At 72.0% G+C, this 21362-nt stretch carries 20 protein-coding genes and 2 tRNA genes; 11 read left to right on the forward strand and 11 right to left on the reverse strand.

Annotated elements, in window-relative coordinates:
• Nucleotides 1–245: 245 nt before the first annotated feature.
• Nucleotides 246–452: a developmental transcriptional regulator BldC gene (gene bldC, locus IF19_RS0128615; protein WP_003949541.1), complete on the reverse strand. Its 207-nt coding sequence runs from the start codon at nt 450–452 to the stop codon at nt 246–248.
• A gap of 686 nt (nt 453–1138) precedes the next feature.
• Nucleotides 1139–1987: a DUF8083 family protein gene (locus IF19_RS0128620; RefSeq protein WP_030117282.1), complete on the reverse strand. Its 849-nt coding sequence runs from the start codon at nt 1985–1987 to the stop codon at nt 1139–1141.
• A 177-nt stretch (nt 1988–2164) separates the two neighbouring features.
• Here IF19_RS0128620 and IF19_RS0128625 point away from each other — a divergent pair, with 177 nt between their 5' ends.
• Both IF19_RS0128625 and IF19_RS0128630 read left to right on the forward strand, forming a co-directional pair.
• Nucleotides 2165–3256 carry a Leu/Phe/Val dehydrogenase gene (locus tag IF19_RS0128625; RefSeq protein ID WP_030117281.1) on the forward strand — a complete coding sequence of 364 codons (1092 nt, stop codon included), beginning with the start codon at nt 2165–2167 and terminating at the stop codon, nt 3254–3256.
• Between the two features lie 279 nt (nt 3257–3535).
• Nucleotides 3536–3796, forward strand: a complete 261-nt coding sequence (locus IF19_RS0128630) for a DUF3073 domain-containing protein (protein ID WP_030117280.1) — start codon at nt 3536–3538, stop codon at nt 3794–3796.
• Nucleotides 3797–3946: 150 nt separating this feature from the next.
• On the opposite strand, the gene purM is transcribed toward IF19_RS0128630, so the two are convergent.
• Nucleotides 3947–5020: a phosphoribosylformylglycinamidine cyclo-ligase gene (gene purM, locus IF19_RS0128635; RefSeq protein ID WP_030117279.1), complete on the reverse strand. Its 1074-nt coding sequence runs from the start codon at nt 5018–5020 to the stop codon at nt 3947–3949.
• A 60-nt stretch (nt 5021–5080) separates the two neighbouring features.
• Complete coding sequence (gene purF / locus IF19_RS0128640; protein WP_030196019.1) at nt 5081–6607, reverse strand: amidophosphoribosyltransferase; 1527 nt, start codon at nt 6605–6607, stop codon at nt 5081–5083.
• A 738-nt stretch (nt 6608–7345) separates the two neighbouring features.
• Here purF and IF19_RS1000000138965 point away from each other — a divergent pair.
• Entirely contained in the window at nt 7346–7438 is a 93-nt protein-coding gene (locus tag IF19_RS1000000138965; RefSeq protein WP_350797605.1) for a putative leader peptide, read from the forward strand.
• Between the two features lie 199 nt (nt 7439–7637).
• A complete protein-coding gene (locus tag IF19_RS0128650) occupies nt 7638–9101 on the forward strand; it encodes a sulfatase-like hydrolase/transferase (protein WP_030276635.1) in 1464 nt (487 codons plus the stop codon).
• A 49-nt stretch (nt 9102–9150) separates the two neighbouring features.
• Here IF19_RS0128650 and IF19_RS0128655 read toward each other — a convergent pair whose 3' ends face one another.
• From IF19_RS0128655 to purS, 7 genes are all read right to left on the reverse strand, one after another.
• Nucleotides 9151–9984 carry an META domain-containing protein gene (locus IF19_RS0128655; RefSeq protein ID WP_030117275.1) on the reverse strand — a complete coding sequence of 278 codons (834 nt, stop codon included), beginning with the start codon at nt 9982–9984 and terminating at the stop codon, nt 9151–9153.
• A gap of 172 nt (nt 9985–10156) precedes the next feature.
• Nucleotides 10157–10954: a maleylpyruvate isomerase family mycothiol-dependent enzyme gene (locus IF19_RS0128660; RefSeq protein ID WP_030196022.1), complete on the reverse strand. Its 798-nt coding sequence runs from the start codon at nt 10952–10954 to the stop codon at nt 10157–10159.
• A gap of 36 nt (nt 10955–10990) precedes the next feature.
• Nucleotides 10991–12043 carry a M23 family metallopeptidase gene (locus IF19_RS1000000136560; protein ID WP_050493985.1) on the reverse strand — a complete coding sequence of 351 codons (1053 nt, stop codon included), beginning with the start codon at nt 12041–12043 and terminating at the stop codon, nt 10991–10993.
• A gap of 70 nt (nt 12044–12113) precedes the next feature.
• Nucleotides 12114–12626: an ArsR/SmtB family transcription factor gene (locus IF19_RS0128675; RefSeq protein ID WP_030117272.1), complete on the reverse strand. Its 513-nt coding sequence runs from the start codon at nt 12624–12626 to the stop codon at nt 12114–12116.
• 119 nt (nt 12627–12745) lie between these two features.
• The gene (gene purL / locus IF19_RS01000000135070) at nt 12746–14995 is read right to left on the reverse strand and encodes a phosphoribosylformylglycinamidine synthase subunit PurL (protein WP_030725331.1); all 2250 of its coding nucleotides are present in this window, start codon (nt 14993–14995) and stop codon (nt 12746–12748) included.
• Nucleotides 14992–15672 (reverse strand): phosphoribosylformylglycinamidine synthase subunit PurQ, encoded by a 681-nt coding sequence (purQ, locus tag IF19_RS0128685; protein ID WP_010056444.1) that lies wholly within the window; start codon nt 15670–15672, stop codon nt 14992–14994. The genes purL and purQ overlap by 4 nt, the downstream gene beginning before the upstream one ends.
• Nucleotides 15669–15920: a phosphoribosylformylglycinamidine synthase subunit PurS gene (gene purS, locus IF19_RS0128690; protein WP_003968034.1), complete on the reverse strand. Its 252-nt coding sequence runs from the start codon at nt 15918–15920 to the stop codon at nt 15669–15671. Before purS ends, purQ begins: the two co-directional genes overlap by 4 nt.
• Nucleotides 15921–16362: 442 nt before the next feature.
• Between purS and IF19_RS0128695 the strand changes: the two genes are divergently transcribed.
• The 7 genes from IF19_RS0128695 to IF19_RS0128725 all read left to right on the forward strand — a co-directional run bounded on the left by IF19_RS0128695 (nt 16363) and on the right by IF19_RS0128725 (nt 21362).
• Nucleotides 16363–16698 (forward strand): histone-like nucleoid-structuring protein Lsr2, encoded by a 336-nt coding sequence (locus IF19_RS0128695; RefSeq protein WP_030117271.1) that lies wholly within the window; start codon nt 16363–16365, stop codon nt 16696–16698.
• A gap of 383 nt (nt 16699–17081) precedes the next feature.
• Nucleotides 17082–17153: transfer RNA gene (locus IF19_RS0128700), tRNA-Gly, on the forward strand.
• 82 nt (nt 17154–17235) lie between these two features.
• A tRNA-Gly gene (locus IF19_RS0128705) sits at nt 17236–17308 on the forward strand.
• 128 nt (nt 17309–17436) lie between these two features.
• Nucleotides 17437–18567: an ABC transporter ATP-binding protein gene (locus IF19_RS0128710; protein ID WP_234310615.1), complete on the forward strand. Its 1131-nt coding sequence runs from the start codon at nt 17437–17439 to the stop codon at nt 18565–18567.
• Complete coding sequence (locus IF19_RS0128715) at nt 18564–19397, forward strand: ABC transporter permease (protein ID WP_030117268.1); 834 nt, start codon at nt 18564–18566, stop codon at nt 19395–19397. The genes IF19_RS0128710 and IF19_RS0128715 overlap by 4 nt, the downstream gene beginning before the upstream one ends.
• Before the next feature lies 1 nt (nt 19398).
• Nucleotides 19399–20745 (forward strand): sensor histidine kinase, encoded by a 1347-nt coding sequence (locus IF19_RS0128720; RefSeq protein ID WP_030276636.1) that lies wholly within the window; start codon nt 19399–19401, stop codon nt 20743–20745.
• The gene (locus IF19_RS0128725; RefSeq protein ID WP_030117265.1) at nt 20742–21362 is read left to right on the forward strand and encodes a response regulator transcription factor; all 621 of its coding nucleotides are present in this window, start codon (nt 20742–20744) and stop codon (nt 21360–21362) included. Before IF19_RS0128720 ends, IF19_RS0128725 begins: the two co-directional genes overlap by 4 nt.

Genomic DNA, 21362 nt, shown 5'->3' on the forward strand with positions numbered 1-21362 from the left:
GCAGGGGCACGGGAGAGCCCTCCAGGGCATAAAAAATCGCGCTGGACCCGGCGGAGTCCAGCGCGATCAATACGACGACACCCGTGAGACACAGGTATGACGCCCGTTGGGGCAGGCGTCCGTCGAGTGGAGCTATGGGCGGGCTGCCGGGGTTGGGGGACCCGCTGACTGCCCGATTGTGGTGCGGTGTTGCGTGGTTACTGCGGTACTGCCGAACTGCTGTTTCTGCTGCGAGGCAGGGGTGTTCAGGCCTCGCTGCGCTGCTGCGGAATACCCGCCAGCAGTGCGCGGACCTCTGCCTCGCGGTACCGGCGGTGTCCACCGAGCGTGCGGATGGACGTGAGCTTGCCAGCCTTGGCCCAACGGGTGACCGTCTTCGGGTCCACGCGGAACATCGTGGCAACCTCAGCCGGGGTCAGCAGCGGCTCGGCATCAGGGGTGCGAGCGGTCATGAGCGGCCTCCTCGGGAGAACCGAACCTTCTCGGTTCTTTCCTTTAAATTCTGCACCTTGACCCGCGTTGCCCGAAATGGCGGACGCGGGCCGAGTCGGTTATAGGACGAACGGCTTGTCCTCGGCACTACAACTACACCATCCGTCCAGCCACGTCGGCCAAACCGATGGAATTGCCCTCCCAGGTGTTCATCAGCGACGGAAAGCCGATGGACCATGCCATAGCGGACAGTCACGCCCCGGTGACGATCAGTCACAGAGCGATCAGGAGCCCTCAGAACCCCCATAGCGCGCAAAGTCGAGCATCCTGCCCTTATGCGGACAGAAGGAGCCCTCCCCGGACTCCTTGTCCTATTTTGGCATGAGGAGTAGGGATAGGCGCAAGAGCCCCGTTAGTGCTGTCCATCACGCATGAGGCTTAGGCCCGGTTCGGGACGTAGGTCCCGGGGTCGGCGGCGTACGCTTCCGCCTCACCCTTCACACGTGTCACATCGAACGAGGGTTCACGGCCCGTCAGCCGTCCGTCGAGCCCTCTCCGTCACCCTCCGCCGGGGCGACGCGACGTCCTCCCTCTCCCGGTCACTCCGAACGGTCCGGCCCCGATGGCCGTCCGCCGGCCTCTCGGCCGTCCTGGATGAAGGATGCCCCGGTTCCGTCACCTTGATGCCCCTGTGGGCCTTTTCACGTCAATTGGTGAACTGCCGGTCCCTGACCGCCCGCCAGCGCTCCGCGAGCCGCGCGTACGCCTCCGCCGCGCCCTCGCCGTCCCCGTCCCGCAACGCGGTCAGCCCCTCCGCCACGTCCGCCGCCGACCGGTCCCCCGCCAGGAGCTCCGGCGACAACGCGTGCACCAGGCCTCCGTAGTCCAGCTCGACCAGGGAGCGCGGATGGAACTCCTCCAGCCAGCGCCCCACGTCCACCAGCCCCTCGGTCAGCGGGCCTTCGGGGACGTTCTCGCGCAGGGTCCGCAGCGCCCGCGCCAGCCGCCGGCGGGCCTCGACCATCGGGGTGCGGTAGCGCAGGACGGGCCCGTCCTCCCCCGCCTCGTCCGCCGGCCGGTACTCCCGCTCCTCGTCGTCGAAGAGCACGAACCAACGCACCGGCACCTGCCACACCGTGGTGCGGATCCACGGCCGCGCGTCCGGGTGGCGCCGCTGCCAGCGCTGATGGTCCGCCGCCGCCTGACCGCGCACCACCGCGGGCAGCACGACGTCCAGCACCTTGGCCGGAAACATTCCATCGAGTTCCTCCAGGGCCAGCCAGCCGCGCAGTCTGGTCCGCCACGGGCAGACGCACACCACCCCGTCGAGCACCGCCACGAACGCGTCGCCGCTCTCGTGGACGGGCACCCCGACCGGCGGCGTCGCCACCAAGTCCGCCAGCGAGCGGCGCAGTTCGTCCTGGGCCGTGGGAAGCTCCGCGCGCCGCGCGTAACGCGTCCAGTGACCGCGCTCCGGCTCCGCGAAGGCGGCGAGCGGTTCGTAGACCCGGAGATACGACGTGTAAGGGACGAGCACCGAAGACACCACCGACATGCAGCGCATCGTGTCACGGCCGGTCACCCCCAGGGGGTGATCCTTCGCAGGGGGGCGGACCAGCGCCGCCGAAGGACTTACGCTCTTGCCCATCGGACCCGCCGTGCGCGGTCGGTCCGCGGCCCTCCCCACCCTCAGGAGGGTCTTCCGCCGCTTCGTTGTTTGGGAGTCACCACAGTGACCGATGTGACCGGCGCGCCCGTCGATGTACTGCACACCCTGTTCCACTCCGACCAGGGAGGCCACGAACAGGTCGTGATCTGCCAGGACCGCGCCAGCGGTCTCAAGGCCGTCATCGCCCTCCACTCCACCGCCCTGGGCCCCGCCCTCGGCGGCACCCGCTTCTACCCCTACGACTCCGAGGCCGACGCCGTCGCCGACGCGCTGAACCTCTCGCGCGGGATGTCGTACAAGAACGCCCTGGCCGGGCTCGACCACGGTGGCGGCAAGGCCGTCATCATCGGCGACCCGGAGCAGATCAAGAGCGAGGAACTCCTCCTCGCCTACGGCCGGTTCGTCGCCTCGCTCGGCGGCCGGTACGTCACCGCCTGCGACGTCGGCACCTACGTCGCCGACATGGACGTCGTCGCCCGGGAGTGCCGCTGGACCACCGGCCGCTCGCCCGAGAACGGCGGCGCCGGCGACTCCTCGGTGCTCACCGCCTTCGGCGTCTTCCAGGGCATGCGGGCCTCGGCCCAGCACCTGTGGGGCGACCCGTCGCTGCGCGGCCGCAAGGTCGGCGTCGCCGGGGTGGGCAAGGTGGGCCGCCACCTCGTCGAGCACCTGCTCTCCGACGGGGCCGAGGTCGTGATCACCGACGTCCGCGAGGAGTCGGTGCGCGCGATCACCGAGCTGCACCCGGAGGTCGCCGTGGCGGCCGACACCGACGCCCTGATCCGCACCGAGGGCCTCGACGTCTACGCGCCGTGCGCGCTCGGCGGCGCGCTGAACGACGCGACCGTGCCGGTGCTCACCGCGAAGGTGGTGTGCGGCGCGGCCAACAACCAGCTCGCGCACCCAGGCGTGGAGAAGGACCTGGCCGACCGGTCGGTTCTCTACGCCCCCGACTACGTGGTCAACGCCGGTGGCGTGATCCAGGTGGCCGACGAGCTGCACGGCTTCGACTTCGACCGGTGCAAGGCGAAGGCTACGAGGATCTTCGACACCACGCTGGAAATATTCGCACGTGCGAAGGCTGACGGGATTCCGCCGGCCGCGGCGGCCGACCGGCTCGCCGAGCAGCGCATGGCGGAGGCCCGGACCCGCTGACCGGGCGCGCGAGCGGCCCGCCGGGCGACGAGACAAGACTCACGTCGGTCGGCGGGTCGTACCTCCACAAGAGGTTAAAATCGCGTTTGACCAGCGAGGACAGGGCTCCTCGATGGCCCTGTGCCGGGTCCGGGACGCAAGCGGCGTACCGTATGGCCACGGAAGCAGGTACCGTTAAAGCCCTACGGGCACGGTCTCTCTCCGGAGAGTCCGTCCTGAAACATGAACGCGTGTCAAGACTCTGGGGCCGTCGAGCCCCGTCACCGAGGGGGTCGAGCCATGGGGCGCGGCCGGGCAAAGGCCAAGCAGACCAAGGTCGCCCGCCAGCTGAAGTACAGCAGCGGCGGGACTGACCTGTCGCGTCTGGCCAATGAGCTGGGCGCATCGCCTTCGAGTCAGCCACCGAACGCAGAGCCGTTCGAGGACGACGACGAGGAAGATGACCCGTACGCACAGTACGCGGATCGCTACAACCAGGACGATGACGACGATCAGGACGGTCCTTCCGGCCCGTCGTCGTCACAGCGCCGCGGCGCTTGACCTCGCGCTGACACATCAACCCGGTCCGGGCCTGCCCCGGGCCGGGTTCTGTGTGTCCCGGTCCGGTCGGCCCCGCGCCGCCGGTCCGGCCTCGGCGGTGCGGGGTGCGCCGGGTGGACCACCCGGCGCTCCCTCGCGTACGGCCGCCGCTCAGCGCGCGTAGTCGCCGGTCAGCTCGGCGCCCGTGGCGTGGTCGCCGCGGGCGGTGATCTCGCCGGCGACCCAGGAGTCGACCCCGCGGTCGGCCAGCGTCGTCAGCGCGACGTCCACCGAGTCGGCCGGGACGATCGCGATCATGCCGACGCCCATGTTGAGCGTCTTCTCCAGCTCCAGGCGCTCCACGTTCCCGGCCTTGCCGACCAGGTCGAAGACCGCGCCGGGCGTCCAGGTGGAGCGGTCCACGGTGGCGTGCAGGCCGTCCGGGATCACCCGGGCCAGGTTGTTCGCCAGGCCGCCGCCGGTGACGTGGCTGAAGCCGTGCACGTCGGTCGTCCGGGTGAGCGCCAGGCAGTCCAGGGAGTAGATCCTGGTCGGCTCCAGCAGCTCCTCGCCCAGCGTGCGGCCGAACTCCTCGACCTCGCGGTCCAGGGACCAGCCGGCCCGGTCGAAGAACACGTGGCGGACGAGCGAGTACCCGTTGGAGTGAAGACCCGAGGACGCCATGGCGATCACCGCGTCGCCCTCGCGGATGCGGTCGGGGCCGAGCAGGCGGTCGGCCTCGACCACGCCCGTACCGGCCCCGGCGACGTCGAAGTCGTCCGGGCCCAGCAGGCCGGGGTGCTCGGCCGTCTCGCCGCCGACCAGGGCGCAGCCGGCCAGGACGCAGCCCTCGGCGATGCCCTTGACGATGGCGGCGACCCGCTCGGGGTGCACCTTGCCGACGCAGATGTAGTCGGTCATGAACAGCGGCTCGGCGCCGCAGACGACGAGGTCGTCCACGACCATGCCGACGAGGTCGTGGCCGATGGTGTCGTACACGCCCATCCGGCGGGCCAGGTCCACCTTGGTGCCCACGCCGTCGGTGGCGGAGGCCAGCAGCGGGCGCTCGTAGCGCTTCAGCGCGGAGGCGTCGAAGAGGCCGGCGAAGCCGCCCAGGCCGCCGAGGCCCGCGACCTCGGGGCGCTGGGTCTTCTTCACCCACTCCTTCATCAGCTCGACGGCGCGGTCGCCGGCTTCGATGTCGACGCCGGCCGCCGCGTAGGAGGCACCTGTTGTCTCAGACATGGCCTGGGATCTTTCGTGTGGAGATACGGGGCTGGTGGGGGACGCGGCGGCGCGTCCGGGTCACGGACGACGCAGCGCGTCGGCCGCCGCGGTCGCCGCGGGGCCCGCCGCCAGCTCGGTCTCCAGCAGCTGCTTGCCGAGCAGCTCCGGGTCGGGCAGCTCCATCGGGTACTCACCGTCGAAGCAGGCGCGGCAGAGGTTCGGCTTGTCGATCGTCGTCGCCTCGATCATGGAGTCGATCGAGATGTACGCGAGCGAGTCGGCGCCCATGGAGGTGCAGATCTCGTCGACGGTCATGCCGTTGGCGATCAGCTCGGCGCGGGTGGCGAAGTCGATCCCGAAGAAGCAGGGCCACTTCACCGGCGGCGAGGAGATCCGGATGTGGATCTCGGCGGCGCCGGCCTCGCGGAGCATCCGGACCAGGGCGCGCTGGGTGTTGCCGCGGACGATCGAGTCGTCGACGACCACCAGGCGCTTGCCCTTGATGACTTCCTTGAGCGGGTTCAGCTTGAGCCGGATGCCGAGCTGGCGGATGGTCTGCGAAGGCTGGATGAAGGTCCGGCCGACGTAGGCGTTCTTCACGAGGCCGGCCCCGAACGGGATGCCGCTGGCCTCCGCGTACCCGATCGCGGCGGGGGTGCCGGATTCCGGGGTCGCTATGACGAGGTCCGCCTCGACGGGGGCCTCGGCGGCCAGCTTGCGGCCCATCTCCACCCGGGAGAGGTAGACGTTCCGGCCGGCGATGTCGGTGTCGGGCCGGGCCAGGTAGACGTACTCGAAGACGCAGCCCTTGGGCTTCGCTTCCGCGAATCGCGAGGTGCGCAGACCGTTCTCGTCGATGGCGACGAGCTCGCCCGGCTCGATCTCGCGTACGTAGCTGGCGCCGCAGATGTCGAGCGCCGCGGACTCCGAGGCGACGACCCAGCCGCGCTCCAGGCGGCCGAGGACCAGCGGGCGGATGCCCTGCGGGTCGCGGGCGGCGTAGAGGGTGTGCTCGTCCATGAAGACGAGCGAGAACGCGCCCTTCACGTCGGGGAGCACCTTGGCGGCGGCTTCCTCGATGGTGAGCGGCTTGTCGTCCTCGTCGCGCTGCCCGGCGAGCAGCGCGGTCACCAGGTCGGTGTCGTTGGTCGCGGCGACCTGGGTGGCGCGGCCGTCCTTGCGCGGGAGGTCGGCGACCATCTCCGCGAGCTGGGCGGTGTTGACCAGGTTCCCGTTGTGGCCGAGGGCGATCGAGCCGTGCGCGGTGGCACGGAACGTCGGCTGCGCGTTCTCCCACACCGAGGCGCCGGTGGTGGAGTAGCGGGCATGTCCGACCGCGATATGGCCCTGGAGGGAACCCAGAGACGTTTCGTCGAAGACCTGCGAGACCAGTCCCATGTCCTTGAAGACCAGGATCTGGGACCCGTTGCTCACTGCGATGCCCGCGGATTCCTGTCCGCGGTGCTGCAGGGCATACAGTCCGAAATAGGTGAGCTTGGCGACCTCTTCACCCGGAGCCCAGACACCGAAGACGCCACAAGCGTCCTGGGGGCCTTTCTCTCCGGGGAGCAGGTCGTGGTTGAGTCGTCCATCACCACGGGGCACGGCACCGAGTGTAGGGGAGATCGACCACTGGTCCGAATTGAGGACCGGTGGGCAAACGCGCGAGGGCCCGCGCGGGGCGGGCCCGGCCGCCGCCCGGCGCGGGGGTTTCGCGGGACTTCGCGCGGTGACCCTGCGTGACGGCCGAACCGGTGGCGTCGTCGGCGCGAGGCGGCTGCGGCGCTTTCCTGCGGGCCGGACGGCTGGTTACCGAACGGTAGATCGCGGCGGGGGAGAACGGGCGTCCGTGGCGCTCGGTGAAGCCGCCCGGACTCCGCAGCGGCCGCTGGCCGAACGCTCGTTTCGTGGCGAGCCTCACACCTCCGGGCTCCGGGCGGCCGGGCGTCGAGCGCCGGGCGGCCGGGCTCCGGGCTTCGGGCTTCGTGCGCGGGGCGGGTCGCGCGTCCGGGTCCGGGCTTTGTGCGCGGGGCGGGTCGTGCGTCCGGGCTTCATGCGTCCGGGCTTCATGCGTCCGGGCTTCATGCGTCGAGGGTGTGTGCGGCCGGGGTGCGTGACGCCGGGATGCGTGCGGCCGGGGTGCGTCCGCTTGCGTGCGGCCGGGTTGCGTCCGCGTGCGTGCGGCCGGGGTGCGTCCGCTTGCGTGCCTCGGGTTGCGTGCGGCCTCGCTCCGGGCTTCGCGCTCGGGGCGGACGGCGCGGGTCGCGGGCCGCCTCGGGGCCGCTGTCCGTACTTCGAGCAGACCGTTGACAGGCCCATGCCCTGTTGGCAGGCTCCTCCCCCATGCAGCCCCTCGGTGATCTCTCGATCACGCTCGTGGAGCGCCGGCACGTCGATCTGGGACGTGTAGCGAGCGCCATCTGTCGCCACGCCTGAGGCAGCCGCACCCCCGAAATCCCCGCAGGGCCTCCGCCCCGGGCTTCGGCCTGCGCGCACGCTTTCCTCCCTCTCTTTCTTCGCCCCCGGCGGGCGGGTGCGCCCGTTCCCGGGCCGCCGCCCGCCGGGACGCCGCGCGCCCACCGCCTCGTGCCCCGCCGTCCTGTGACCGGCGCCCGAGGCCCTCCCAGGAGCCCCCATGACCTCTCACGACGCCCACGCACGTCCGGACGTACACACCGGTACGCCGCTGAGCCGGCGCGCCTTCACCACCGCTGTCGGCGCGACCGCGGCCGCCGCTACCGGGCTGGCGGCAGCCGCCCCGGCAGCCGCGGCCGGGTCCGCCGCCGACGACATCCCGCGGGAACGCCCGTTCCGTGCCGCCCGCGGCCGGCACGCGCGCCGGCCCAACATCCTCTTCATCCTCGGCGACGACCTCGGCTGGGCGGACCTCTCCTCCTACGGGTCCCCGCACATCCGCACCCCCCACCTGGACGGGCTGGCGCGGCAGGGGGTGCGCTTCACCGACGCGTACGCGGGGTCGGCGACCTGCTCCCCGACCCGGTTCAGCCTCTACACGGGGCGCTACCCGGGACGGACGAAGGGCGGGCTCGCCGAGCCGATCGCCGACCGGTCGGTGGGGCTGGAGCCCACCCATCCGACGCTGGCCTCGCTGCTGCGCGGCGCCGGCTACGCGACCGCGCTGATCGGCAAGTGGCACTGCGGATACCTGCCGGACTACAGCCCGACGAAGTCGGGGTACGACGAGTTCTTCGGCAACTTCGGCGGGGCCCTGGAGTACTACTCCAAGCTCGGTCTGGCGGGCGAGTACGACCTGTACGAGGGCGACGCGACGTACAAGGACCTGCGCTACTACACCCGGATCCTCACGGAACGCGCGAGCGAGTACGTACGGCGCGACCACGGCGACAGGCCGTGGCTGCTCAATCTGAACTTCACCACCCCGCACTGGCCCTGGATCGCCGACGGCGACACCGGGGCGAGTGCCGAGATCGTCCGCCGGATCAAGGCCGGCGACCGGTCCGCCCTCTGGCACGCCGACGGCGGCTCGGTCGAGAAGTACACGGAGATGGTCGAGGACCTGGACCGCTCGGTCGGCGAGGTGCTCAAGGCGCTGAAGCGGTCGGGGCAGGAGAAGGACACCCTGGTCTTCTTCGCCAGCGACAACGGCGGAGAGCGGTTCTCCTACAACTGGCCGCTCGCCGGCAGCAAGGGCTCCCTCCAGGAGGGCGGCATCCGCGTCCCCTCGGTGCTGCGCTGGCCCGCGCGCATCGACGGGCGGCAGGTCAGCGACCTGCCGGTGTTCTCCCCCGACTGGACGGCCACCCTGCTGGAGCTGGGCGGGGCGCGGCCGGACCCCGCCCATCCGCTGGACGGCGTCAGCCTCGCGGGGTACCTGCTGCGGGGCGAGACGCCGAGAGAACGCGACCTGTTCTGGCGGGTGCGCGGCGAACGGGCCCTGCGGCGCGGCGACTGGAAGTACTACCGGGGCAGGAGCGGGACCGACCAGCTGTTCAACCTGGCCGAGGACCGGCGCGAGCAGGCCGACCGCGCGAAGGCCGACCCGGGGCGGCTCGCCGAGTTGCGGGCGTCGTGGGAGCGGACGGACTCCGGCCTGCTCCCCTACCCGACGGGTTCCTGACCCGCCGCCCGGCGGGCTCCCGCCCCGGGTCCCGGTCGCTTCGTCCGGGTCACCCGTGCTGGGAGGCGGACTCGGGGGCCTCGGCGGTGGCGCCGAGGCCCTTGCCGTCCTTGGCGGTGAGGGTGAGCGTGCTGCCCTTGATCGTGTACGTCGCCGGGCCGTCGAGGGCCGCGAGCACGGCGCGCTCCACCTCCATCTCGGCCTCCGGACACATCTTCTTGGTGCCCGCGATCGCGCCGAAGTCGATCGTGGAGCCCTTCACGGTGGCCTGGCCGCTGAAGGAGTTGCAGCCGGAGTTGCCCCGTACGGTGCCGTCGTCGGCGAAGGTCAGGTAGGGCGTCCACTCCTTCGGCAGGTCCGCCGGGACGGTGGTGGCCGTCTCGCCGGCGAGCAGCGTGTTCACCGTCCACCGGGTGCCGACCAGGTCGGCCGCCTTCTCCTCGCTGAGCTCCATGGTCGTGCCGCCTTCCTTGGTCAGGGTCAGCTTCTTCCCGGAGAGTTCGGCGGTCAGCTCGCCGCCCATGGCCTCGATGGCGGCCTTCTCGAACTTCTCGATGTCCTCGTCGCAGACCATCTGCGTGGTGACGGGCTTGCCGAGGGTGACCCGGTCGCCCTTCACCCGGGCGTCGACGCCGATGTGGTTGCAGCCGAAGTCGGCCGTGGCGCGGCCCTTCGGGTCGATCTGCATGCGGGCCCCCTCCGGGGCCTCGGTCTTCTTCCCGTCGACGGTCACGGAGTCGACGCTCCACGCGACCCCGGTGACGGGGACGTCGCTCTGCACGGTGTCGCCGCCGCCGGAGCCGGAACCCGACTCCGTACCGCAGGCGGCGAGGGTGAGGAGGGCCAGGACACTGACGCTGAGGGTCATCCGTTGTGTGCGCATGGCGATGTGACGGAACGGGACCCCGATCCGGTTCCGTACGCTCCGCTTCCAGTCGCGCGGACGGTCAGGGGGACGTTCAGGGCGACGTTCGGGGGGGACGTTCGGGGGGCGGGCCGGCGGGCGGGGCTGATGATGGGCGAGCAGGCGGGCGCGCGGGCGGCGCGCAAGGGGCTCACTTCAGCAGGGGCAGCAGCGCGGCCAGGTCGGCCCGCTCCCCACTGGCGCTGACCTCGGCGTCCGCCAGGGCCCGCGCCCACTCCGTACGCCCGGTGGCAAGCCGGATCCAGGTCAGCGGGGCGGTCTCCACGACGTTGGGCGGGGTGCCCCGGGTGTGCTTGGGGCCGCCGATGCACTGGACCACCGCGAACGGCGGGACGCGCACCTCGACCGAGCCGCCCGGCGCCCGGTCCGCGAGCGTGTCCGCCAGCAGCCGGGTGCAGGCGGCCAGCGCCTGCCGGTCGTACGGGATCTCCAGCCCGAGCGCCGCGTTCAGGTCGTCGGTGTGGACGGCCAGCTCGACGGTCCGGGTGACCAGGTAGTCCGTCAGCCGCATGGAGCCGACGCGGGTGGGCAGCAGCCGCTCCCCCGTGCCGGAGGCGGGGACGTCGGCGAGGAAGGCCGCCTCCACCTCGCCGTACAGCGCGAGGAGGTCGGGGTGGGCGGCCCCCGGGGCCGGGGCATCGGGGTCCCGGACGGCCGCCGCGACGGCGGGCGGCCACTCCAGGAGGGCGGTCGCGGGCTTGGGGCCGGGCGGCTCCGGCAGGGCCAGGTCCCGGCTGACCGAGCCGAGCCCCAGCGCGATGTGCGCGACCAGATCGCGCACCGTCCAGGCGCCCAGCCGGGTCGGCGCGGCGAGCTGCTCGGGCGTCAACGCGCCTACGGCGTCGCGCACATGGCCGAACTGGGCGAGGACCGCCGTACGGGTCCTGGTGTGGTCGTAGACGCGCGGGCGCTTCTTGGCCGGGGGCATGGGGCCGAGCGTAACCGGCCCCACCGACAACGCCGGTCAGCTCCCCGCCGCCCGCCCCTCGACCGGCCGCCCGGCCTGCTGCTCAGTCGGCCGCCCTGCCTGCTTCTCGGCCCGCTCCTCTGTCGGCTGCCCGCCCCGCTCCTCCGGCTCCACGACCGTGAACGTCTCGCCGTTGGCGGGGACCCCGACGCCCCGCCAGGTGAAGGGGACGCCCCGGGCGGCGTCGGGGTCCGGGCCGTCCATCAGGTGGAAGTGGAGGTGCGGTTCGGTGGTGTTGCCGGAGTTGCCCACGCGCCCGATCCCCTGCCCGGCGCGGACCCGGTCCCCGGCCCTCACCCGGAGCGAGCCGCGCCGGAGGTGGGCGTACACGGCGTACGTGCCGCCGCCGAGGTCCAGGATCACGTGGTTGCCGATGATCCGGTGCGCGCCGACGATCGAGCGGACGGGGGCCTCCGCGAGCATCAGATAAGCGAGGGCCGGCAGCGAGTTCCGGCTCAGGTGGTCGCGCTGGCCGTCGCTCGCCACGACGACCGTCGCGTCGGCCACCGCGAGCAGCGGGGCGCCGAAGGCCGGGAAGGCGCGGTTGCGGCGGACGACCGGCCAGAACAGGCGGAACGCCGGGCGGGCCACCGGGCCGACCTCCGGACGGGTCGCCGGGCCGGCCGCCGGGCGGGCCACCGGGCGGGTCGCCGGGTCAGCCGCCGGACGGGGCGCCGGGGCGGCCCCCGGGCGACCGGGCGCCTCGCCCTCCGCCGTCTCCGGCTGGGCCACGATGTCGATCGCGTACGTCTGCCCGTACGCGTGCGTCCCATGGCTCGGCACCTTGTCCGCCGGGCTGTTGAGGGCCTTCCAGCGGCCGGTCACCGGCGGCGCGACCTCCACCGGGGGCCCCGGCTCGCCCCGGGGCGCGGCGGTCCTGGCCTGGAGCGACATCGTCGCCACCATGAGGGCGAGGACGACCAGGGCGGGCAGGAGCGTGGTGGCCCACCAGGGACCGGGCAGATCGGTGACGAACTCACCGATCGCCAGCGCGATCAGGACCAGCCAGGACAGCCTCATGGCGATCGGGACGACTCTGCGGACGGACATGAACGTCTCCCCCTGTTGTCTGCGTTGTCTGCGTTCGGTCCGCGGTTGCCGGGGAGCGTTCGACGCCCCCTTACGGCCGCGCCGCCGTCAGCACCACCAGCAGCGGTACGACCCGGGCGGGCGGGACCTCGTAGCGGCCCCGTCCCGCGGCCTGGAGCCAGCCGGTACCGGTCAGTTGGCGCAGGTGGTGGTAGATCTGGCCGGTGGTGCCCGCCCCGTCGAGCGCGGCCAGTTCGGCGGCCGTGCTCAGGCCGCCGAGGATTTCGCGGAGCAGGCGCAGCCGGACCGGGTGGCCCAGCGCGGCGAACGAGTCGGCGGCGTCCGCCCAGTCCCCGTCGAGCAGAGCCTCGGTGAGGGCGCCGTACTGCCATCCGTACTGCTCGCCGGTGGGCAGCCGTACCGAGCCCGCGTAGAGCACTCCCCCGTCCGCCCCGGCCTCCCCGACGTCGGTGAGCTGCTGTCTCAGCCCCTCCAACGCCCAGAAGTCGCCGTCGCCCAGCCGTGGGGAGGCGGAGTCGGAGTCCCGCCCCTCCAGCGCCGTGAGCCGCCGCTCCAGCTCGGCGACCCGCTGCTCCAGATCCAGCTCCATGAATCCATCCTTACGTAATTACGTAATTTCTACAAGAGGGGGTGCGGGAAGGCAGAAGCCCCCGCCCGGACAGTCCGGGCGGGGGCTTCGGGGAACGCCGGTCGGCGCGCGGCTCAGGCGAGCAGCGCCGGGATCGTCGCCTCGTGCGCCGTGCGCAGTTCGCTCAGCGGGATGGAGAACTCGCCCTGGACCTCGATCTCCTCGCCGTCCACGACACCGATGCGGGTGACGGGCAGACCGCGCGCCCCGCACATGTCGGTGAAGCGGAGCTCCTCGCTGCGCGGGACCGCGACGACCGCGCGCCCCGCCGACTCGGAGAAGAGGAACGTGAACGCGTCCAGGCCGTCCGGCACGACCAGCCGGGCGCCGTTCCCGCCGCGCAGGCAGGACTCGGTGACGGCCTGGACCAGGCCGCCGTCGCTCAGGTCGTGCGCGGCGTCGATCATGCCGTCGCGCGAGCCCGAGATGAGGATCTCGGCGAGCAGCTTCTCGCGGGCCAGGTCCACCTTGGGCGGCAGGCCGCCGAGGTGCTGGTGGACGACCTCGGACCAGGCCGAGCCGCCGAACTCCTCGGCCGTGTCGCCCAGCAGGTAGAGGAGCTGGCCCTCTTCCGCGAAGGCGACGGGCGTACGCCGGTTCACGTCGTCGATCACACCGAGCACGGCCACGACCGGCGTCGGGTGGATCGCCGTCTCACCGGTCTGGTTGTACAGCGAGACGTTGCCGCCGGTGACCGGGGTGCCCAGCTCCAGGCAGCCGTCCGCGAGACCGCGGGTGGCCTCGGCGAACTGCCACATGACGTCCGGGTCCTCGGGCGAACCGAAGTTCAGGCAGTCCGAGATCGCCAGCGGCTTGGCGCCGGAGGCGGCCACGTTGCGGTACGACTCCGCCAGCGCGAGCTGCGCGCCGGTGTACGGGTCGAGCTTGGCGTACCGGCCGTTGCCGTCGGTCGCCAGCGCCACGCCCAGGTTCGACTCGGCGTCGATGCGGACCATGCCCGCGTCCTCGGGCATCGCCAGGACGGTGTTGCCCTGCACGAAACGGTCGTACTGGTCGGTGATCCACGCCTTGGACGCCTGGTTCGGGGAGGCGACCAGCTTGAGGACCTGCTCGCGCAGCTCGGCCGCGTTCGCCGGGCGGGCCAGCTTGCCGGCGTCGTCCGCCTGGAGCGCGTCCTGCCAGGACGGGCGGGCGTACGGGCGCTGGTAGACCGGTCCGTCGTGGGCGACCGAGCGCGGCGGAACGTCCACGATCTGCTCGCCGTGCCAGAAGATCTCCAGCTGGGAGCCGTCGGTCACCTCACCGATGACGGTGGCGATGACGTCCCACTTCTCGCAGATCTCCAGGAAGCGGTCGACGTGCCGCGGCTCGACGATCGCGCACATGCGTTCCTGCGACTCGCTCATGAGGATCTCCTCGGGCGAGAGCGAGGAGTCGCGCAGCGGCACGGTGTCCAGCTCGACGCGCATGCCGCCGGAGCCGGCCGAGGCCAGCTCGCTGGTGGCGCAGGAGAGCCCGGCGCCGCCGAGGTCCTGGATGCCCGCGACGAGCTTCTCCCGGAAGATCTCCAGGGTGCACTCGATGAGGAGCTTCTCCTGGAACGGGTCGCCGACCTGGACCGCGGGACGCTTGGCGGGCCCCGTCGACTCGAAGGTCTCGCTCGCCAGCACGGAGACGCCGCCGATGCCGTCGCCGCCGGTGCGGGCGCCGTACAGGATGACCTTGTTGCCGGGGCCGGACGCCTGCGCGAGGTGGATGTCCTCGTGCTTCATCACGCCGATGCAGCCGGCGTTGACCAGCGGGTTGCCCTGGTAGCAGGCGTCGAAGACGACCTCGCCGCCGATGTTGGGCAGGCCCAGGCAGTTGCCGTAGCCGCCGATGCCCGCGACGACGCCCGGCAGGACGCGCTTGGTGTCGGGGTGGTCGGCGGCGCCGAAGCGCAGCGGGTCCACGACCGCGACCGGGCGGGCGCCCATCGCGAGGATGTCGCGGACGATGCCGCCGATGCCGGTGGCCGCGCCCTGGTAGGGCTCGATGTACGAGGGGTGGTTGTGCGACTCGACCTTGAAGGTGACCGCGTACCCCTGGCCGACGTCGACGACGCCCGCGTTCTCACCGATGCCGACGAGCATCGCGTCGTTGGCGGGGACCTTCTCGCCGAACTGCTTGAGGTGGACCTTGCTGCTCTTGTACGAGCAGTGCTCCGACCACATCACCGAGTACATGGCGAGCTCGGCGCCGGTGGGACGGCGGCCCAGGATCTCGCGGATCCGGGCGTACTCGTCCTCCTTGAGGCCCAGTTCCTTCCAGGGCTGCTCGGCGTCCGGGGTCTCGGCCGCGTGCTTGACCGTATCCAGGCTCATGCGTTGACCAGCTTCTTGATGATCGAGGTGAAGAAACCGAGGCCGTCGGTGCGGCCGGTGCCGATGAGCGGCTCCACGGCGTGCTCCGGGTGCGGCATCAGGCCGACGATGTTGCCCGCGGCGTTGGTGATGCCCGCGATGTCGCGGAGCGAGCCGTTGGGGTTGCCGTCCAGGTAGCGGAAGGCGACCCGGCCCTCGGCCTCCAGCTCGTCGAGCGTGCGCTCGTCGGCGGTGTACCGGCCGTCCATGTTCTTGAGCGGGACCCTGATCTCCTGGCCGGCGCTGTAGTCCGAGGTCCAGGCGGTCTCCGCGTTCTCCACCCGCAGCGTCTGGTCGCGGCAGATGAAGTGGAGGTGGTTGTTGCGCAGCATCGCGCCGGGCAGCAGGTGCGCCTCGGTCAGGATCTGGAAGCCGTTGCAGATGCCGAGGACCGGCATACCGGCCTTCGCCTGCTCGATCAGGGTTTCCATGACCGGCGAGAAGCGGGAAATCGCTCCGGCGCGGAGGTAGTCCCCGTACGAGAATCCGCCGGCCAGCACGACCGCGTCGACCTGGTGGAGATCCTTGTCGCGGTGCCACAGGGATACGGGTTCGGCGCCCGCGATCCGGACGGCGCGCAGGGCGTCCTGATCATCGAGGGTGCCGGGAAAAGTGACGACGCCGATACGGGTGGTCACTTCTCCTCCTCCACCTTCACGACGAAGTCCTCGATGACGGTGTTGGCGAGGAACGTCTCGGCCAGCTCGTTAATGCGGGCGAGGGCGGCGTCGTCCACCGGCCCCTCGACCTCCAGCTCGAAACGCTTTCCCTGACGGACGTCCGCGATTCCCTCGAAGCCGAGACGGGGCAGTGCGCGCTGCACCGCCTGTCCCTGCGGGTCGAGGATCTCGGGCTTGAGCATGACGTCGACTACGACGCGTGCCACTGGCACTCCCGGTGTGGTGGTGTGGTGCGGCTGTCTCTCCAGGGGGGTCCCCCATGACCCCCGCGGGTCCACTCAGCGTACCTGCCCAAAATTTCTACGCGGGTAGATATCGGACAGAGCGGTCCCGGCGGACACCTTCCGCGGATCACGTCCGGATATCGTCCGCGACACCGCAGGGAAAAGGTATGGGAAAAACTCGCGCGGTTTGTCCACTGATTGCACACGGACACGCGGACGTAATTGGACGGGCTTCACCGTGCGCCGTCCGGCGCTGTACAAATGATTACGGGGAATGCAGCATTGCCCCCGGAACAAACAACGGAACAACGGGAACAACGGCCCGGTCGACATCGCGTCGATCCGCATCCGCCCGCCTGGCAGCCGGAAGGCCGGCACCCGCGCACGCGACACGCGCCGGTGCCGTAGGAAAGGACCGAAATCCGTGGCTCAGCGCGTAGTGGTGACGCTCTCCGACGACATCGACGGGGGCGAGGCGGCGGAAACGGTGATCTTCGCCCTGGACGGCAAGACGTACGAGATCGACCTCAATCCCGCCAACGCCAGGAAACTGCGGAAGACCCTGGCGCCGTACGTGGCCGCGGGCCGAAAGCAGTCGAACGCCGCCAGGCACGGCCGCAAGCCCGCGTCCTACCAGCACACCTCCCTCGCCCCGGACCCGGCGGCGGTCCGCGCCTGGGCCCGCTCGCACCGGATGGAGGTGCCGGCCCGGGGCCGCATCCCGAAGAAGGTCTATGAGGCGTTCGACGCGGCGAGCTGAGGCGGCGGGCGGTACGGGGCGGACCGCACGGGTCGACAGGGCGGACCGCCCGGGTCGCCGGGCCGGCGGTGCACGCCGCACGGGTCGGCCGCACGGGCAGGCGGGCCGGCGGTGCGGGCCCCGGGGCGGGTGGTCGTCGCTCCCGTCGGCGGGTCCCCGTCGCCCACGCCTCCGCGCCGGACTCCCCGTCAGGCGGCCCCGGACGCCCGGCGGGACGGGTACGCGCCCCCTCGCCCGGCCCCCTGCCCGACCCCTCCCGGGCCCTTCCGGAGGTCCGCTCCGCGAGCCCCGCAGGGAGCCGACTTGCGCGACACCCCCGCAGGTCGGATAGAGTCTGGAACACGCCGAGGGGCGAGGCCGCAAAGCCGAATCCCACGCAGCGTGCGGGTGTAGTTCAGTAGTAGAACATCCCCCTTCCAGGGGGAAGGCGCAGTGTGCAATTCCTGTCACCCGCTCTGCACGACTCTTCGGACCGACCACCGCGTCGGATCAGGTAGAGTAGTGCTCGCTCCACCGGTGAAAGCCGAGTGGTCGCATGCGGACGTAGCTCAGTTGGTAGAGCGCAACCTTGCCAAGGTTGAGGTCGCCAGTTCGAACCTGGTCGTCCGCTCAGCAGCAAAGGCCCTGATCTTCTGATCAGGGCCTTTGTCGTGCTCACCGGCCTGCCATGACGTTTGTCATGAGCAGTGATGACAGCACGCACTGCTCCCGGGCCCGGCCCGGCGGAAACCTTGAAGCATGACCAGCGACGACATGTTCAGCGACCGACCGCACGCGACCGGTGGCACGACCGACGCGGGGACGGGGCCCTCGGGACCGGTCACCGCAGGACAGGTGGCCTCGGGACCGGTGACCTCGGGGACGACGGCCGGGGAGACGGTGATCGCGGCGGACGGGGTGCGCCGCAGCTACAAGGACGGCTTCGAGGCCGTGTCCGGGATCTCCTTCTCCGTGGCCCGCGGCGAACTGTTCGCCCTGCTCGGGACGAACGGCGCGGGCAAGACCTCGACCGTGGAACTCCTGGAGGGGCTGGCGGCCCCGACGTCCGGCACCATCCGCGTCCTTGGCCACGACCCGTACCGCGAGCGCGCCGCCGTCCGCCCCCGGACCGGGGTGATGCTCCAGGAGGGCGGCTTCCCCTCCGACCTCACCGTCCTGGAGACCGCGCGGATGTGGTCCGCGTGCACCACCGGCGCACGCCCCGCCGCCGAGGCCCTGGAGATGGTCGGCCTCACGAGCCGTACCGGGGTGCGGGTCAAGCAGTTGTCCGGCGGGGAGAAGCGCCGTCTGGACCTGGCGCTGGCCCTGACCTCGCGGCCCGAGGTGCTCTTCCTGGACGAGCCGACGACCGGGCTCGACGCGGAGGGCCGCCGGGACACCTGGGGCCTGATCCGGGCGCTCCGGGACAGCGGCACCACCGTCCTGCTGACCACCCACTACCTGGAGGAGGCGGAGGCGCTCGCGGACCGGCTGGCGATCATGCACCAGGGACAGATCGTGACGGCCGGGACGACCGCCGAGGTCACCGCGTCGCAGCCCGCGCGCATCCGGTTCACGCTCCCCGACGACGTACCGGCAGGGCGTCTCCCGCTCGCGCTGCGGGCGGGCGCGGAGGGGCAGCGCATCGAGATCCGCACCACCGAGCTCCAGGAAGCGCTGCACGAACTGCTCGGCTGGGCGCGGGAGTCGGGCGTGCGGCTGCTCGGACTCGACGCCCGCTCGGCCTCCCTGGAGGAGGCGTTCCTCCAGATCGCCAACACCCAGCTGCGCTCCCGCGCCGACGATCCGCGACGGGCCGGGGCCCGGCACGCCGCCTCCGGCGGACGCGCGGAGGACACCCGTAACGACACGAAGAAGGTGACGGCATGACCACGCCCACCGCCCTCGCGGAGGACCGCACGGCCCCCGGCCGCTCCCCCGCGCCGCCCTCGAAGCTCTCCGCCTCCCTGCGCCGGCTGACCGCGCTCTCCCGCGCCGAACTGGTGCTGCTGGTCCGCAACCGGTCGGCGATCTTCCTGGCCCTGGTGCTGCCGGTCGTCATGATCTTCTCGATCCGGGCGTCGCTCCAGCAGATCGACCTGGCCGGCACCGGCCTCTCCATCGCGGGCGCGGCCCTCACCGGCGGCATCGGCATCGTGCTCGTCCAGGTCGTCTACATGAACCTGGTCACCGGGTACGTCACCCGGCGCGAGGAACTCGTCCTCAAGCGGCTGCGCACGGGCGAGATCACCGACCGCGAGATCCTGACCGCGACCGCCGTGCCCTCCATCGCGCTGGCGCTCCTGCAGTGCGTGCTGCTGGTCGTCGCGGGCGCGATCGCCTTCGACCTGTCGGCCCCGAAGCGGCCCGAACTCTTCCTGGTGGGCCTGGTGGTGGGGCTGGTGATGATGTCCGCGCTGGCCGCCGCGACCTCCGCGCTGACCCGGACGGTCCAGACCTCGCAGCTCACCACGCTGCCGCTGTTCTTCGTCTCGCTCTTCGGCTCCGGCATCTTCGTCCCGCTGGACGTCTTCCCGGACGGGCTGGCCTCGGTCCTCGAACTGCTGCCGCTGACCGGTGTGATGACCCTCGTCCGGCACGGCTGGCTCGGCGGCGTGGACGGCGGCGACCTGCTGACAGCCGCCGTGGCGGCGCTGGCCTGGACCGCGTTCGCGGTGTTTGCTGTGCAGCGGTGGTTCCGCTGGGACCCGCGCGGCTGACGTGAAGGGGCTGAAGGGTGTGATCGGTCGGGTACGGAGCTGGCGGCGCGGCTGGCACGAACGCAGCAAGCTCCAGCGCATCGACCTCTACACCCGGATCACCCTCTGCTCGATCACCTGGTTCTTCGCGGTCTCCTGGGGCCTGCTGCCGCTCGGCACGGCCCTGGGCGAGGGACCGGTGGCGATCTCCCTGGCCGGGGCGTTCCTCGTCGCCAACGTCGCCCAGTCCGTGCTGAGCAACCGCGACCTGACGGCCGCCTTCGCCCACTACCGGGGCGGCGAGCCGTTCCCCCGGGGCCGGCTGCGGCTCCCGGCCGCGATCCAGGTCGTGATGACCGGCCTGCTGGTGGGGCTCGCGGCGGTGGGCGGGGTCAAGGAGCAGGGGCTGGCGCTGCTGGTCCTGGACCTGCCGGTGGCGTTCGCCATCCCGTACGTCCTGCTGATCCCGGTCCGCCGGTTCCTGCTCCACTGCGCCGCGTACGCCGCGGTCGTCGTGGCCCTCCTGGCCGCCGTGGGGGTGCCGGGCAGGCTGCTGTTCGCGGCCGCGGTCTCGCTGCTCGTCGTCTCCCTGCTGGTGCTCGTATCGGCCCGGCCGAGCGTGTGGAGCCTGACCGCGATGTGGCAGGCGGAGGAGGCCCGGGACATGCAGGCGCGCCTCGCGGTGGCGGAGGAGCGGCTGCGGTTCGGCCGCGACATGCACGACGTGCTGGGCCGGAACCTGTCGGTGATCGCTCTGAAGAGTGAGCTGGCCGTAGAGCTGGCCCAGCGCGGGAACCCGGCGGCGGTGGACCAGATGGTCGAGGTGCAGCGGATCGCCCGCGCCTCCCAGCAGGAGGTCCGGGATGTCGTCCGCGGTTACCGGGAGGCCGATCTGCCGACCGAACTCATGGGCGCGCGGGGCGTGTTGGAGGCGGCCGGGATCTCCGTGAGCGTCGAGGGCGCGGACGGGCCGGCCGGGATCGGCGCTCCGGCGGCCGTGCAGGCCGCGCTCGGCTGGGTGGTCCGCGAGACGGCCACCAACGTCCTGCGCCACGGCGACCCGCGCCACTGCCGGATCCGGCTCGCGCGCACCCGGGACGCGGTGGTCCTGGAGGTCGAGAACGACGGGGCCGGCCCCACGGGTTCGCTCGGCGACGGAGGCTCGGGGACCGGCGGCGGTTCGGGCCTGGCCGGGCTGCGCGAGCGGCTCGCGGCGCTCGGCGGCACGCTCGACGCCGGAGGAGCCGGGGACGGCCTGTTCCGGGTGACGGCGACGGTGCCGCTCGCGCCCGCCCGCGCGGAGCCGGCCGGACGCCCCTCCCTCTCCCCCTCTTCCGATGCCCCTTCCGCCCTCCCGGAGGAACGATGACCACCGACCGGCCCCTGCGGGTCCTGCTGGCCGACGACGAACACCTCATCCGGGGCGCCCTGGCCGCGCTGCTCGCCCTGGAGGAGGACCTCGTCGTGGTGGCGGAGGCGGCGAGCGGGCCCGAGGCACTGGCGATGGCGAGGGCGCACCGGCCCGACGTGGCCGTCCTGGACCTCCAGATGCCGGGCGCGGACGGTGTGAAGGTCGCCACAGCGCTCCGGGCCGAACTGCCGGACTGCCGGACCATGATCGTGACCAGCCACGGCCGCCCCGGGCACCTCAAGCGGGCCCTGGCCGCCGGCGTACGCGGGTTCGTGCCGAAGACCGTCAGCGCGCGCCGGCTGGCCGAGATCATCCGTACCGTCCACGCGGGAAACCGTTACGTGGATCCGGAGTTGGCGGCCGACGCGATCTCCGCCGGGGACTCCCCGTTGACCGCCCGGGAGGCCGAGGTGCTCGAACTGGCGGCGGACGGGGCCCCGGTCGCGGAGATCGCCGAGCGGGCCTCCCTCTCCCAGGGCACCGTGCGCAACTACCTCTCCTCGGCCGCCTCCAAGATCGGCGCGGAGAACCGGCACACGGCCGTGCGTCTCGCACGCGAGCGGGGTTGGGTATAG

The organism is Streptomyces californicus, from assembly GCF_000717645.1.
Lineage (GTDB): Bacteria > Actinomycetota > Actinomycetes > Streptomycetales > Streptomycetaceae > Streptomyces > Streptomyces californicus.

Excerpts from the sequence above, each read along its gene's own strand:
- bldC (WP_003949541.1), bottom strand. The coding sequence starts at position 452 with ATGACCGCTCGCACCCCTGATGCCGAGCCGCTGCTGACCCCGGCTGAG.
- IF19_RS0128620 (WP_030117282.1), bottom strand. The coding sequence starts at position 1,987 with ATGTCGGTGGTGTCTTCGGTGCTCGTCCCTTACACGTCGTATCTCCGG.
- IF19_RS0128630 (WP_030117280.1), top strand. The coding sequence starts at position 3,536 with ATGGGGCGCGGCCGGGCAAAGGCCAAGCAGACCAAGGTCGCCCGCCAG.
- purM (WP_030117279.1), bottom strand. The coding sequence starts at position 5,020 with ATGTCTGAGACAACAGGTGCCTCCTACGCGGCGGCCGGCGTCGACATC.
- IF19_RS1000000138965 (WP_350797605.1), top strand. The coding sequence starts at position 7,346 with ATGCAGCCCCTCGGTGATCTCTCGATCACGCTCGTGGAGCGCCGGCAC.
- IF19_RS0128650 (WP_030276635.1), top strand. The coding sequence starts at position 7,638 with ATGACCTCTCACGACGCCCACGCACGTCCGGACGTACACACCGGTACG.
- IF19_RS0128655 (WP_030117275.1), bottom strand. The coding sequence starts at position 9,984 with ATGCGCACACAACGGATGACCCTCAGCGTCAGTGTCCTGGCCCTCCTC.
- IF19_RS0128660 (WP_030196022.1), bottom strand. The coding sequence starts at position 10,954 with ATGCCCCCGGCCAAGAAGCGCCCGCGCGTCTACGACCACACCAGGACC.
- IF19_RS1000000136560 (WP_050493985.1), bottom strand. The coding sequence starts at position 12,043 with ATGTCCGTCCGCAGAGTCGTCCCGATCGCCATGAGGCTGTCCTGGCTG.
- purL (WP_030725331.1), bottom strand. The coding sequence starts at position 14,995 with ATGAGCCTGGATACGGTCAAGCACGCGGCCGAGACCCCGGACGCCGAG.
- IF19_RS0128710 (WP_234310615.1), top strand. The coding sequence starts at position 17,437 with ATGACCAGCGACGACATGTTCAGCGACCGACCGCACGCGACCGGTGGC.
- IF19_RS0128715 (WP_030117268.1), top strand. The coding sequence starts at position 18,564 with ATGACCACGCCCACCGCCCTCGCGGAGGACCGCACGGCCCCCGGCCGC.
- IF19_RS0128725 (WP_030117265.1), top strand. The coding sequence starts at position 20,742 with ATGACCACCGACCGGCCCCTGCGGGTCCTGCTGGCCGACGACGAACAC.